The 13,653-nt window shown below is 37.0% G+C and carries 14 protein-coding genes; 5 read left to right on the plus strand and 9 right to left on the minus strand.

The features are described 5' to 3' along the window. Nucleotide 1: 1 nt before the first annotated feature. Entirely contained in the window at nt 2-685 is a 684-nt protein-coding gene (locus tag MHB42_RS19915) for a DUF4956 domain-containing protein (RefSeq protein WP_340808371.1), read from the minus strand. Nucleotides 686-705: 20 nt separating this feature from the next. Next, on the minus strand, nt 706-1,407 hold the full coding sequence (locus MHB42_RS19920; protein WP_340808372.1) for a polyphosphate polymerase domain-containing protein: 702 nt from the start codon (nt 1,405-1,407) through the stop codon (nt 706-708). Nucleotides 1,408-1,572: 165 nt separating this feature from the next. Between MHB42_RS19920 and MHB42_RS19925 the strand changes: the two genes are divergently transcribed. Then, nucleotides 1,573-1,698: a hypothetical protein gene (locus MHB42_RS19925; RefSeq protein WP_340808373.1), complete on the plus strand. Its 126-nt coding sequence runs from the start codon at nt 1,573-1,575 to the stop codon at nt 1,696-1,698. 72 nt (nt 1,699-1,770) lie between these two features. On the opposite strand, the gene MHB42_RS19930 is transcribed toward MHB42_RS19925, so the two are convergent. Together MHB42_RS19930 and MHB42_RS19935 are read right to left on the minus strand one after the other, a co-directional pair. Continuing rightward, nucleotides 1,771-3,174 (minus strand): HAMP domain-containing sensor histidine kinase, encoded by a 1,404-nt coding sequence (locus MHB42_RS19930; RefSeq protein WP_340808375.1) that lies wholly within the window; start codon nt 3,172-3,174, stop codon nt 1,771-1,773. Then, nucleotides 3,158-3,844 carry a response regulator transcription factor gene (locus MHB42_RS19935; RefSeq protein ID WP_340808376.1) on the minus strand — a complete coding sequence of 229 codons (687 nt, stop codon included), beginning with the start codon at nt 3,842-3,844 and terminating at the stop codon, nt 3,158-3,160. The genes MHB42_RS19930 and MHB42_RS19935 overlap by 17 nt, the downstream gene beginning before the upstream one ends. A gap of 177 nt (nt 3,845-4,021) precedes the next feature. Between MHB42_RS19935 and MHB42_RS19940 the strand changes: the two genes are divergently transcribed. Beyond that, a complete protein-coding gene (locus MHB42_RS19940) occupies nt 4,022-4,345 on the plus strand; it encodes a heme oxygenase (RefSeq protein ID WP_340808378.1) in 324 nt (107 codons plus the stop codon). Between the two features lie 83 nt (nt 4,346-4,428). On the opposite strand, the gene MHB42_RS19945 is transcribed toward MHB42_RS19940, so the two are convergent. After that, complete coding sequence (locus MHB42_RS19945) at nt 4,429-5,445, minus strand: YeiH family protein (RefSeq protein WP_340808380.1); 1,017 nt, start codon at nt 5,443-5,445, stop codon at nt 4,429-4,431. A 113-nt stretch (nt 5,446-5,558) separates the two neighbouring features. Here MHB42_RS19945 and MHB42_RS19950 point away from each other — a divergent pair, with 113 nt between their 5' ends. Continuing rightward, a complete protein-coding gene (locus MHB42_RS19950) occupies nt 5,559-6,443 on the plus strand; it encodes a LysR family transcriptional regulator (protein WP_340808382.1) in 885 nt (294 codons plus the stop codon). A gap of 6 nt (nt 6,444-6,449) precedes the next feature. On the opposite strand, the gene MHB42_RS19955 is transcribed toward MHB42_RS19950, so the two are convergent. After that, entirely contained in the window at nt 6,450-7,367 is a 918-nt protein-coding gene (locus MHB42_RS19955; protein ID WP_340808384.1) for a LysR family transcriptional regulator, read from the minus strand. 121 nt (nt 7,368-7,488) lie between these two features. On the opposite strand from MHB42_RS19955, the gene MHB42_RS19960 reads away from it, so the two are divergent. After that, nucleotides 7,489-8,679, plus strand: a complete 1,191-nt coding sequence (locus tag MHB42_RS19960; RefSeq protein ID WP_340808385.1) for a coenzyme F420-0:L-glutamate ligase — start codon at nt 7,489-7,491, stop codon at nt 8,677-8,679. A gap of 49 nt (nt 8,680-8,728) precedes the next feature. On the opposite strand, the gene MHB42_RS19965 is transcribed toward MHB42_RS19960, so the two are convergent. The 3 genes from MHB42_RS19965 to MHB42_RS19975 form a co-directional block, all read right to left on the minus strand. Continuing rightward, complete coding sequence (locus MHB42_RS19965) at nt 8,729-9,151, minus strand: hypothetical protein (protein WP_340808386.1); 423 nt, start codon at nt 9,149-9,151, stop codon at nt 8,729-8,731. A 265-nt stretch (nt 9,152-9,416) separates the two neighbouring features. Further along, nucleotides 9,417-10,055 carry an RNA ligase family protein gene (locus MHB42_RS19970; RefSeq protein ID WP_340808387.1) on the minus strand — a complete coding sequence of 213 codons (639 nt, stop codon included), beginning with the start codon at nt 10,053-10,055 and terminating at the stop codon, nt 9,417-9,419. A 15-nt stretch (nt 10,056-10,070) separates the two neighbouring features. Then, the gene (locus MHB42_RS19975; RefSeq protein ID WP_340808388.1) at nt 10,071-11,027 is read right to left on the minus strand and encodes an AAA family ATPase; all 957 of its coding nucleotides are present in this window, start codon (nt 11,025-11,027) and stop codon (nt 10,071-10,073) included. Between the two features lie 321 nt (nt 11,028-11,348). Here MHB42_RS19975 and helD point away from each other — a divergent pair, with 321 nt between their 5' ends. After that, nucleotides 11,349-13,652 (plus strand): RNA polymerase recycling motor HelD, encoded by a 2,304-nt coding sequence (gene helD, locus MHB42_RS19980; protein ID WP_340808389.1) that lies wholly within the window; start codon nt 11,349-11,351, stop codon nt 13,650-13,652. Nucleotide 13,653: the final 1 nt, after the last annotated feature.

Consider the following 13,653-nt stretch of genomic DNA (forward strand, 5'->3'; position numbering starts at 1 on the left):
ATTATGCTGTGAAATTCCCATCATAGCTAAGCATAATGGCAGATTTAACCCCAGGCACTTTTGTTAGATGCTCCATTAGTTTGGCATCATTTTGCTTGATTCGAATTTCATAAGTCGTTTCAATTTCATCCGCCTGCATAATGGATTTTGATTTCAGGGCGAATTTTTTTGTTTGTGTAGCAATAATACGTTCTACCTCTGCATTCGCAAGCTCTTCCTCAAGCTTTACAATTAATAAATAAGGATTTTCTACAGTAATTTTATTAACAAATACAAGCAATACAAGCCCAATTAAGACAGCGCCAATAATCACTAAAGGAATAAAGCCTGCACCACATAAAATTCCAGAAACAATTGCCCAGAAAATATACACTAAATCCATTGGGTCCTTAATCGGTGTACGGAAGCGCACAATCGATAAGGCTCCAACCATCCCAAGCGATAACAGCACATTGGAGCTAATACCCATAATAACAAGCGCTGTTGCCATTGTCATAATAAGCAATGAAATATTAAAGGAATGTGAGTAAATCACACCATTAAAGGTTTTCTTATAAACCACATAAATAAAAAGCCCAATAAAAAATGCTACTACTAAGCCAATTATTGCATCAATCAATGAAAATGATGTTGTCTTTTCTAAAAAATTAGATTTAAAAATATCACTAAAATTTATTGTATCCATTGTTTATTTCTCCTTTAATATTAGTCGTACATACGACTAAGCTGATATTTTGAATAAGCCTCTGCACGCGTATCTACAGATTGCAGTAAATACTTGATAATATCTGGTAAATATTCATCATATTTTACCTCTAAAATAACAAGATTCGACTCTAACACATCCACCATCGGCAAGCCTGGATTAAACATATCTGTATTGCGTAAACTTGATTGCACCTTACTATCAAAAGTTACGCGCACATTACCAAATGGATAGATGTAGGCTTCTCGTTCATAATCCACTACTGTTGTTGGTCGAAGCTGGTTATAATACATCTCTTGATATAAATCTTGAATAAGCTCACGTTTATCCTTCTCCATCCATACTATATCTCCAATACGCATCTTTTCATACTCTGCTTGTGAGATGGCACATTTTGTTTTAAAGGTTAAATTATTGCGCTTACTCTTTCGCTCCAGATTAATAATGGCACTAGATTTACCATAGATGCGTACTCGATATTTATCGCGATTGATATAGCCCTCTTTTTTCTCATTGAGCACCTTATTGGCAAAATTATCGAAGTATGTACTACGAATTAAATATTTGCCAGCCTTGCCTGCATGCTTATCGAGCTGCATTACATATTGAAGCTTAGCCTTTAATAACGCATAATCTGGATAGGAGATTGCTTGCTTAATTTCCTTACGACCATTTGGGTTAAACGAAGTAACAATAGGCATATAGCTCACCCTTTCCTTTGTTCTGATATTGGTTATATAAACTACTATAAAGGGGCTGTGTGTCAGGCAGATGTCAGCCTGCTATTTTCTTTTCTTAAAGGAATTTGAAACATTTTCTTAATTTTTCCGTATAGAGAATAAAGATTGTATAGAGGGAGGATTTTAATGAGTCATAATAATGAAACAATAAATAAAAAAGGGCATAACCCCAATATTATAATTCCAATTTTCTTTGGGACAGGAATAGGTGCATTTATAGGATTAATCGCTTATGTAAAAGATTGGCTATAATTAATATAGTAAATAGTTTGTATCGTTTTCTTTTATTTTGCCGACAGCCATAAAAAGGCTACTACGCCCTTCTTATTGCGTAGTAGCCTTTTGTAATACTAATTCAAAGCATGTTCCAGATGGAGTGCTTTCGATTAAGCATAAATCACCGCCAATGGATTGTGCCATCATTTTACTAAGTGGTAGGCCTAAGCCTAGCCCCCTAACAGTATATTTTTTATTTTCACCACGATAAAAACGCTCAAAAATAAATGGCTGATCCTCTAGCGGGATACCCTTACCCGTATCCCTCACCATAATGGATAGCGTAGTTTCTTGATCCACAACAATCATTGTAATCGTGCCGCTGTCCATCGCCTGCTTAGCATTAGTGAATAGATTTGTAATGATTTGTTGGACACGCACAATATCTGCCTGTATCATTACAGTTTGCTCCAGTAAATGCAATTGTACATCTACACGCTCCTCTTCCTGCATCACATTCCACTGCATCACTGCATCACGTAAAAGCTTATTAGCATTCACAAGCTCCAGATTGACTGGAATAGCATCAACAGCAAATTGATTAAATGCCAGTAAATCACCAACCATTGTTTTCATCTTCATTGTTTCAACCATTGCCATATCAATAAATTCCATGGCATCCTGTCCTGTCACAACACCAGCTTGAACAGCTTGCAATAAGCCACTTATAGATGTTACAGGTGTTTTCAGCTCATGAGTCACACCTGCTAATAATTCCGTTCGTGTTTTCTCCAATTGCTCTAGCTTCTGTGCCATATTTTCAAAGGATGTTACAAGCTCATATACCTCTTTTTCCTTACTATCCTGAGGCAAAGCAATGGCATAATTGCCCTCCTGCACCTGCTTTGCGGCTTCCGCTACTTGTTTAATAGGATGTGCTAAACGCTTTGATAAAAAATAAATAGCAATCCAGCCTAACACCGCTAACGTCCCAATTAATAAGGCAAGCTGTCCATATGCTTGTTGAACCCTTGTTAGATTCTCTTTTTTCTCCATCACTAGCACCCAGCCGACAAGCTCGTTATTCGTTTCTATTTTTCGTTTCACAATATACTTGCTAGATGCCTGTTCCTCTGCTATTTCCTGTGTGCCTTCCTCCCCATCCAATAAGCTAGCAAAGTTTTTTGTGCTTTCTGGTGGTACAGGACGATTGCTTGTTAATAGATTGCCTGCTGTATCGACCACATATAAAACTGGATCAATTTCCCTCATATTAAAACGCTCTCGATCACCGATAAAGCCTGGAAAACCGTTTGGTCCAGATGTATCTGTTAAACGATAGACCGTTTCATCTGCTAAAAACTCCATCATTTCAAGGCGATTTTCAAATGTTGTATGACGAATCCACGCTGCAGAGATCAATGAAATAATCGCTAACCCTATAAAAAGTGTTAGTAAATAGCGGCTTGTCCAGTAATGGAGTAATGAAATGCGTTTATTTTTTTGAAACACTTAGCTGATACCCCAATCCACGTAGTGTCTTTATTTCTCCCTCTGCTTCATCCCATTCCTTTAATGCCTTACGTAGCCTCTTAATAGCTAAATCAACAGCTCGATCACTCCCCTCATATTCCCAGCCCCAAATATGCTCAATAAGCTGTTCACGTGTAAACGTTTGATTAGGATGGTCAGCTAAAAACAACAGCACCGATAAATCTCTTGGTGTTAACACGATTTCTTCCTCTCCTAAAAAAACCTGATGTGCCTTACTATCGATTTTAAGAGCTCCATAGCGCTTTATAGAGGATGTACCTAGATTCCCTGTGGCACGTCGTAACACTGCCTTTACCCTTGCTACAACCTCATCTGCTATAAAAGGTTTAGCAATATAATCATCTGCACCTTGCTCAAAGCCCTCTAAACGATTATTCACCTCACCTAATGCCGTTAACATAATAATTGGGCAAGCACTTAGCTCTCTGATTTCCTTTAAAATTAGCCAACCATTTTTCTCTGGCAGCATAATATCTAATAATACTAAATCTGGCTGTACCTCACGAAACATTGCTAATGCTTGACCACCATGAAAGCATTGTGTTACATCATAGCCTACTTTTTTTAAATAAACCGTTAAAACCTGACTAATTGCATACTCATCTTCCACTATTAATATATTTGCCACAGCCTCACTCACCTCACAATTAGTTTTTTCTATCAGTATAGCACTGAATAATGTCAGGAAAATGTCAACAGATATAGAGGCCATCTATTGACAATGCCTTTCCATGCCACTTATCATTGATTGCGAATGATAATCAATGATAATTCATTCAATTATTAACAATAAGGGGGGAAAAGCATGATTATTGTGACAAATCGTATTCAAGTAAAACCAGGTTTCGCAGCACGCATGGCTCCAAACTTTACAAAGCCAGGTCCTCTACAACAATTTGAAGGCTTCCATAAGGTAGAAGTGTTAATTTCAACGGACGATCCTACTTATGATGAAATGAGTGTAAACATGTATTGGGAATCTAAGGAGCATTTCCAAGCATGGCGCAATAGCGATGCATTTGCTGCAGCTCATCAACGTCCAAGCTCAGGCTCTGAGGGTGAAAGTCCAATTATCGGCAGCAAAATTGTTGTTGCTGAGCTAGTATCTTCCATTGAAGCTTTACGCTAGCAAACAGTTACTTAAATACTTATACATGATCTTCTGATTCTATCTAAAAAGCCCTGCCTATAAAATTATGCAGGGTCTTTTTCTTATAAAAAATTAACAAGTATATAGCCTAATACGGATAAACAGACGGAGCCAATTAAACCAGCGATAAATGCCTTTACACCAAGTTCCTTAAATGTTTTCATCTCAATATTTAACCCAAGACCAGCCATCGCCATAGCAATTAAGATATAAGCAATATTGACAAGTGCTTGCGAAACGTTAGCTGGTATAATCCCTAAAGAATTGATAGCACTCATTACTAAAAACCCTACAATAAACCATGGAATGCTAGATAATGAAAATGCCTTCATTTCTTTACTGCTGTCCATTCTTCGATAGAAAATACCAATTATAATCGCTACGGGTACTAGTAGTGCAACGCGTGTTAATTTCACAATAACCGCTATATCCATCGCCTCATCCCCACCAGCAGATGCCGCTGCTATAACATGTGCAATCTCATGTAATGTGCCACCAGCAAAAATACCATACTCAGTTGGTGTTAAGCTAAGAATGGAATAGAGCACTGTATATATAAGCGTAAATATCGTTCCTAACAATGCGACAATCGCTGCCCCCACCGCAGTTTCCTTTTCATTCGCCTTAATCTGGGGGGCAATCGCTACAACGGCAGCAGCCCCACAAATTGCTGTTCCACAAGCTGTTAAAATGCCTAGCTTTTGCTCGACATGAAGCATTTTCGTTAGCATATAAACAACGATCAGTGCGAACAATAAATTCAAAACCGCAATGAAAAAAACGCTTGCCCCTGCATGATAAATGTTTGCTAAATTCAAGCGCATTCCTAGTAAGATAATGCCAAATCGCAATAGCTTTTTGCTAGAGAAGGCGATGCCACCTTGCCACGCATCCTGCACCTTAAATGCTACTCGCCAAGCCATTCCTAATATAATAGCAATTACTAATTGCCCCAATATTGAAAAGAAAGGCAATGTAGCAATATTTTTTGCTGCTAAAGCTAGAAGGAGCGTTAATAACATTCCTTTTACAAAAGCTAGATGAGAGGAATCTTTTATCTTATTCTGTCTATTTACCATGATGTTCACTTCTTTCTCCCGTATTGATTCCCACTTTATAAAAAAGTTCATCATTAGTAAAATACATATGTATAATTATTACTATTAATATTTCTAATAATAGGAGTGTAGATATGCAATACGATGCTTTAAAAACCTTTATTACACTAGTAGAGGTCAATAATTTTACAAAGGCCTCAGAAATTCTTCATATTTCACAGCCAAGCGTTAGCCTACATATCAAAAACTTAGAGCAGGAATTACAGACAACATTATTTATTCGCTCGCCGAAATCTGTTCAAATTACACCAACTGGCGAAATTCTCTATAAACGAGCAAAGCAAATCATGGCGATTACTGGCACAGCGAAGGAAGAGATTGCTGCCTATCATCAGGAAGTACAAGGGACACTCATAATTGGGGCAAGCTTTACGATTGGCGAATATATATTACCGCCCATTGTAGCAGACCTACAGCAGCAGTTCCCCCAACTTGAGATTCAAGTTATTATTGGCAATACAAAGGAAATTATTCATTATACAAAATTACTGCAAGTCGATATTGGATTAATCGAGGGGCAAGCTCACGATCAGGAGCTATTGATACAACCATTTATGCAGGATGAATTATTTATTGTTAGTGCAAGCGATCATCCCCTTACAACACAACAGCCTATTACCGCTAATAAGCTTCAACAGCAAAGCTGGGTTGCACGTGAGGAAGGCTCAGGAACACGCTATTATTTAGATCATTTATTTAGAGCAAATGGGCTACAAACTCATTCGCTTTTAACAATTAGCAGCAATCAGGGTGTTAAGGAGAGCGTTATACAGGGATTAGGTCTTTCACTCTTGTCTGCCTGTGTAATTGAACGTGAGCTAAAAAATGGTGACCTCACAATGTTGCCCCTTGAAGGGCAGCATTTTATGCGAACATTTTCTTATCTCTACTCACCAACGATGAAAAATAAGCGTAATGTCGATATATTGATTGATCTATTATCAAAAAAGCTTAGCTAACGAGTGCTAAGCTTTCTTCATGATTTTTCTAGTATTTAAGCGCTTCTGTTCAATAATTTCAACGAATTTTGTCGCTGCCCTTGAAAGAGGTACTGTCTTTAAATAGCACATACCAATGCTTCTTGGCGGAATGCTTTCCTGTAATGTTAGCTCATAAAGAAGTCCTCGTTGCAAGTAATCCTTTGAAAATTCCTTTGTCACACAGGCAATGCCTAAATTACTGCGTGCAAATTCTAGCACAAGATCATGTGAGCCGAGCTCGAATTCTGGTTCAATATGGACTCCTTTGGCAACTAAATAATCCTCCACATATCTTCTAGAATTCGATTTTTGTTCAAGAAAAACAAGTGGGAATTTTAAAAGCTCTTGATAGCTTAAGCTTTTAGATGCTAATGTTTTATATTTTTCACCACAGACAAAAATATCTTGAATATCTGTACATACAGTGAGCTGCAATGTCGAATCCTCTATTGGAAAATTACAAAACCCAATATCTACCTCACCTGATTTCAGGAAATTGCAAATTTCAGAGGTTGTCCCATTTAGCAGTTGTAGCTTTATATTTGGATACATCGTATGAAATGCCTCTAAATAGGGCATTAAAAAGAAGCGAGAAATCGTATCCCCTACCCCAATCTTCAATTGCCCTGTTGTCAGGTTTTTAAATTCTAAGAGTTTTTCTTCACCAGCATCTAACAGCCCTAAAGCAGAATTTGTATATTCGAACAATAAACCTCCCTCCGTTGTTAATGTCACTCCCTTAGGCGTTCGATTAAAAAGGCGTATACCTAGCTCCTTTTCTAGCTGCATCATTGCTTGACTAACGGCTGGCTGGGTCATATATAAATCCTTAGCCGCCTTTGAAAAGCTATTATTTTTAGCAACAACACTAAAAACACGATATAAATCTAATTTCCCTATCATATAAGCACTCCTTATAGCTATTATATGAACTATTAATTTTACTTATATCATTGTTGAAGCGTATAGTAAAACTATATGAGTTTGATTTCACTTTAGGAATGACGAATAAGGAGAGATTAAGTTGGAACGTGTAATTGGTACAGTAGTAAGAGGTCTTCGTGGTCCCATTATTAACGAAGGTGATAATATTGAACAAATCGTTGTTGATACAGTGCTAAACGCTGCAAAGGTAGAAGGCTACACAATTGAAGATCGCGATATCGTGACAATAACAGAATCTATTGTGGCACGCGCACAGGGGAACTATGCAACAATTGATGATATCGCTATCGATGTAGCAGCAAAATTTGGCGATGATACAGTTGGTGTGATTTTCCCAATTTTAAGTCGTAATCGCTTCGCAAACTGCTTACGTGGGATTGCAAAAGGCGTTAAAAAGGTTGTTTTAATGCTAAGCTACCCATCTGACGAGGTTGGCAATCATCTTGTAGATATTGATGAGCTAGATGTAAAAGGCATTAACCCTTGGACAGATACATTAAATGAAGCTGAATTCCGCGAGCATTTTGGCTATAAAAAGCATACATTTACAGGCGTAGATTATATTGAATACTATAAAGAGCTAATTGAAGCAGAGGGCGCTACATGTGAAGTAATTTTCTCAAATAACCCGAAAACAATTTTAGATTATACAAAGAGTGTACTAACATGTGATATCCATACACGCTTCCGCACAAAACGTATTTTAACAGCAAACGGTGCTGAAAAGGTTTACAGCCTTGATAATATTTTAGCAGAATCAATTAACGGCTCTGGCTTTAATGCTGAGTATGGTCTACTTGGCTCAAACAAAGCAACAGAAGATAGCATCAAGCTATTCCCGCATACATGTCAGCCAATTGTTGATGGTATCCAAGCTAAAATTAAAGAAACGACTGGTAAAACAATTGAAGTGATGATTTATGGTGATGGTGCATTTAAAGACCCCGTCGGCAAAATTTGGGAACTTGCAGATCCAGTTGTTTCTCCAGCATATACAGCAGGCTTAAATGGCACACCTAACGAAGTTAAATTAAAATACTTAGCGGATAATGACTTTGCAAACCTTCGAGGGGAAGAATTAAAAGCAGCAATTTCTGATTATATCCAAAATAAAGATGAAGATTTAACAGGTCAAATGGCTGCGCAGGGAACAACACCTCGTCGTCTAACAGACCTTATTGGTTCCCTATCTGACCTAACATCAGGCTCTGGTGATAAAGGAACACCAATGGTTTATATTCAAGGCTATTTCGATAACTATACAAAATAAGCAAAAAGCGGATTTGGTCCATTAAGCATTGTCCAAATCCGCCTTTTATTCAGTGTATACTTCCAAAGATAGCTGAGTGACGGTCTTGCATTGTTTTCATAAAGTTCGTCAGCACCTCCCTGCGTTTTTTCTTTAGGCTTTGTAAATGCTCTATTTCCATTTGATACGAATTACTTACAGCATCTAATTGTGCCTTTATTGCTTCTATCTGTTTCGTATCTTCACTCTGTAGCGCTGTAAGCTGGTCCTTTAATACAGCCATTTCCTGATTCTTCTGCTCAACAACTACTGTTTGACCCTTTAGCTGTTTATCTAATAGCTGTATTCGTTTTGCTCGGATTTCCATTAAATTTGCTTCTAAATCCATGCCTTCCATATCAAGTGACTGAATTGCTTTATGAGCAGAAACTATTTCTCCTCCACCCATCAATAAACTTAATACGACTGCATTACCAATTAATGTTCCCTTCATATCCATCTACCTCCTATTTTTCGTCCACTCTTTATCGAAAATAGCAGTTGAAGGTTAAATTTAGGCTAAAAAAATAAAAAAATGTCAAAATATAAGTTAAATAATACTTTGACATTTTCATATTTATAGGAGGATGACAGGAATCGAACCTGTAAGCCCCATTTAATAGGGGTATGCGACCATTACATTCTTCCTCATAATTAAAAATAGGTGATTGTTCTTTATAAAGTATTACATTGTTCTCAGTCCCTTCCCCACTCATTGTTTAGCTATTTAATTTATTTGGAATAATTTCTTCCTGTAGCCAATGCTCACTTGTTTGAACATGCTGTGGTCTAACAAATTTCCCTAAATTATATTGAAAATCATTGTAATGAAAGGCAGCCGCATTGCGAATCACATAGCCCTCTTGCTCACCATCAAATATTGATTTTCCTGTAAATGTACATTTAATTTTTTCTTCATCAAAAATACCGCGATATAAAACAGGAACCGTTTCAATACCTAATTCAGCCGCATATGCTACTGTTTCGTCCCAGCTTAAGCATATATTTTCTTCGTTCCAAATACTAAATAAATAAAAATAGCTTGTTAGTGCTTGATAATAAATCGAATGCTTTGCATAAACATTTTCACCACATAAGCGCCAGCCATCTGGAATCCGATAAGCAAAGCTTGCATGGAATGTTTTCACCCAATTTCTTGAAGGGTGATTCGCTGAATGAATACTCCTTGCATGCATATAATCTTTGTAAAGCGTTGTACCTTCACCATCTAGCTTTTCGGTCACAACTACTTCTTTACCAATAAAGTGCTCAATATTTTTAGCAACCTTATCATCATGTGTATAGCCTCTGCTCCAAGGTAAATGAAAGCTTCGTGGATATTTTATATAGTTTGTCATTTTCTCACATCCTTTCTATTTGGCAAATTGATCCGCCTCACGGAAAAAATAAAGCCTTGTCAATAAATCGCCATCTAGTAAATGATAAATTTGACTACTGCCTCTATCACCACCATACTGGATAAGCATATGAAACTGCACTAAATAAACAACCTTTAATACAAAATCCTCCTTAAAGCCTAGCTCAAGTAAAAAATGGCAAACGATTTGTGCAGAAACATTTTCATGTCCAAAATAGCCATAGCGTTCTTGCAATGGCTTATACTTTTTACAAAATGGCTTGCCCACATCATGGAACAATGCAGCGATTTGCAAGGCTAGTTTGTCATTTTCCAGATAATATTCATTTATATAGGAAAAAACAAAATACGTATGCTGACATAGTAAAAATTGATGATATGGGTTTTCCTGATTAAAGCGATAAATTTCTTTAAAGCAAGGGACAGCTTGTAATGCTTGGAAAAGCTCCTCATAAGTAGGCTTTTGCTGAATAAGCTCGATAAATTGCTGCATCGAAATATTATAGGGTTCTGCCTCATGTACAATATGCACCTTGTCAAAGCCTTCTCCTACTGTCGGAAGCTCTAAATGCTTTCTCATTTTTTCCATAATTGCTAATGGTACTTGACGCTTGCGCCGTTGATTTCTTGCAACACATTTAGCATAGGGCGTGTCAAAGTAATAGCATTCCTTTTGAATAGAGCTTGGTAATTTATGCAGTGCAAACATCCTTCGCTCTCGCTCAATATTGGTAGCATCCACAATAACAGAGTGACCTTTTGCTACAAGCTCATTCAGTCGTTCATATAAAATGCGAAACACAATACGTGATTTTTGCCTTGTCGCATCGCCAAATAACTCCTGACGAATCGCATCACTTGAAAGAATAACCGCATTTTCACCTTTGGCAAGCTTTTGGACAAATGTGCTTTTTCCGCTTCCAGGTAATCCTACTGTAAAAATAACCTTCATATTTTTCACCTCCTTTCATATAAATACTAGATTACAATAGCGATAAATAATTTAAAAGGTAGAAGCTTTCACTTATCATAAACAAGCTCTTATCATAATTTTGCTGAAATTAGGAATACTATTGGCGTATTTCGCATATAAAAAAGACTGCTCCAATTATTTGTGGAACAGCCTTTATCATTCAATATATCTTTTCTTTACACTTTTATTATAGCATAAATTTACAAAAATTATTAGTCTATATTTCTTGCGCCACTAGCAGTATGATAAATTTCTCAATTGATTCACCCTATAAACTATGGAGAGGAATGTGAGGAAACGTTGGAAAATCAAAATGAATGGCTCGAAGAAAAGCATTACCTTATGCATTGTTTAACGATCATTGATAATAAAATAAAGGAGCTACTGTATAAAGAAAAGGGCTTTAAAGAAAATGCTGGTACGATCAGGAAAACCTTTTGGGATGATGTTCGTGTCAATCTAGATACTGCTGAGGATGTGGATGAAACATTTATGGCGATTAAACAGCAGGTAGAGCTGCTCTCCGATTCAGAGCTTGCACAGCAGCGTGCCATTCGTAATATGAAGGTTTATGAACGTTTACAGCAATCGCCCTATTTTGCACGAATCGATTTTTTACAGGATGGTCAGCAGGAGCCTTTAAAAATTTATATAGGCGTTGCCACATTGTTAGATCAGCAGGATGAAAATATTGTAATTTATGACTGGCGAGCACCTATATCCAGTATGTATTATGATCACACCCCCGGCGATGCTTACTATACAACAAGTACAGAAAAAGTTCATGGCAAGATGCTATTAAAGCGACAGTTTATTATTAAAAATGGTGAACTCCAATCAATGTTTAATACAGGTCTTACAATCGGCGATGATTTATTGCTCGATATTCTTGCACAAAATGCTAATGAGCATATTCGCAGTATCGTGGCAACAATTCAGGCTGAGCAAAATAAAATTATCCGCCATCTTCGCTCACGTTACCTGATTGTAGAGGGTGTTGCAGGTAGTGGTAAAACAGCCGTTGCGCTTCAACGAGTTGCCTATTTATTGTACCGTTATCGCAATGAAATAACAGCCGATCAAATTTTACTTATCACACCTAACCAGCTATTTAATCAATATGTCCATACCGTTTTGCCTGATTTAGGTGAAGATAATATGCAGCAGCTAACATTTTCAGAGTATATCGAAAAGCGTTTAGGCCGCCAATTTCAGTTGGAATATCCTTATGAGCAGCTTGAACAGCTTTTAACGGAAAAGGATAGCACCTTTTATGAAATGAAGCTAAGCAGTATTACTTTTAAGGCAAGCCTTGCCTACAAGCAATTAATGGATCAATATATCAGTCATTTATCTAATGAAGGTTTATTATTTAAAAATATTGTTTTTCGTGGAGAACGAATTATTACAGCACAGGAAATTGCTGAATACTTTTATTCATTCCCTTCCTCCCTCTCCATACCAGATCGTCTACAGCTTGTGAAGAAATGGCTATTGCAAAGGCTTGCAAAATTTGAAAAAACAGAATGGACAAAGGAATGGGTAGAAGAGGCTGTTGAGCTATTAGATAAAGAAGACTACACAAAATCTTATAGCGAACTATTATATGAAGGTCGCTTTACGGAAAATTCATTTGATGATTTCGATCAAGAACAAAAGAAATTAGCAAAGCACATTGTTAAAAAGCAATTGAAGCCATTACGCAACTCCATTAAACAATTAAAATTTGTGCATATATTAGGCATTTATCGTCAGCTCTTTGATTTGAATAATGCCGTTTATCAAAAGTTACAGCACCTTGTTCCAGATCATTGGGAGGATATTTGCCAGCAAACGCTCCCTAGTTTAGCAAAACGTCTAATTACTTACGAAGATGCTGCACCATTTTTATATTTGCAGGACAAAATTGAAGGACAGCAAACCAATACAATGATTCATCATGTTTTGATTGATGAAGCACAGGACTATTCACCATTTCAATTAATATTATTACAACAATTATTTCCAAAGGCACGTATGACAATTTTAGGTGACGGGCATCAAACAATTCATCCACATACTTTCGATAATCCTTCCCTGCTCAATCCTAAATTATATGGCGAGCAGGCAGAAAAAATGATTTTAGCGAAAAGCTATCGTTCGACAAAGCAAATTATCCAGCTTACAGCTAAAATTTTAAATGATGGCAGTGAGGTAGAGGCATTCAATCGAAATGGTTCAGAGCCTTCCATTACCATTGTGCCAAATGAAGTAGAATTAACAGCACAAATTACTCAAACCATTCATCATCTATCACATAAATTCGATACAATTGCAGTTATTTGTAAAACTGCCGCTGAATGTGCCACTGCCTATCAGCAATTAAGCCGTCAAGTAGACATTCAGCTAATTACCCATAATACAAAGCAATTTAAAAAGGGTATTTTACTGCTACCAGCTTATATGGCGAAAGGAATCGAATTTGACACTGTCATTATTTATAATGCTTCTGCCGCCACCTATTCAAGAGAAACCGAACGTCACTATTTTTATACAGCCTGCACACGAGCTATGCATGAGCTGCATATTTACTCCATCAATAAATTAACACCTTTCCTGCAGTGAT

Source organism: Lysinibacillus sp. FSL K6-0232 (assembly GCF_038008325.1).
Lineage (GTDB): Bacteria > Bacillota > Bacilli > Bacillales_A > Planococcaceae > Lysinibacillus.

Coding starts and splice junctions, on each gene's coding strand:
- MHB42_RS19915 (WP_340808371.1), bottom strand. CDS start 685: ATGGATACAATAAATTTTAGTGATATTTTTAAATCTAATTTTTTAGAA.
- MHB42_RS19920 (WP_340808372.1), bottom strand. CDS start 1,407: ATGCCTATTGTTACTTCGTTTAACCCAAATGGTCGTAAGGAAATTAAG.
- MHB42_RS19925 (WP_340808373.1), top strand. CDS start 1,573: ATGAGTCATAATAATGAAACAATAAATAAAAAAGGGCATAACCCCAAT.
- MHB42_RS19940 (WP_340808378.1), top strand. CDS start 4,022: ATGATTATTGTGACAAATCGTATTCAAGTAAAACCAGGTTTCGCAGCA.
- MHB42_RS19945 (WP_340808380.1), bottom strand. CDS start 5,445: ATGGTAAATAGACAGAATAAGATAAAAGATTCCTCTCATCTAGCTTTT.
- MHB42_RS19950 (WP_340808382.1), top strand. CDS start 5,559: ATGCAATACGATGCTTTAAAAACCTTTATTACACTAGTAGAGGTCAAT.
- MHB42_RS19955 (WP_340808384.1), bottom strand. CDS start 7,367: ATGATAGGGAAATTAGATTTATATCGTGTTTTTAGTGTTGTTGCTAAA.
- MHB42_RS19965 (WP_340808386.1), bottom strand. CDS start 9,151: ATGAAGGGAACATTAATTGGTAATGCAGTCGTATTAAGTTTATTGATG.
- MHB42_RS19970 (WP_340808387.1), bottom strand. CDS start 10,055: ATGACAAACTATATAAAATATCCACGAAGCTTTCATTTACCTTGGAGC.
- MHB42_RS19975 (WP_340808388.1), bottom strand. CDS start 11,027: ATGAAGGTTATTTTTACAGTAGGATTACCTGGAAGCGGAAAAAGCACA.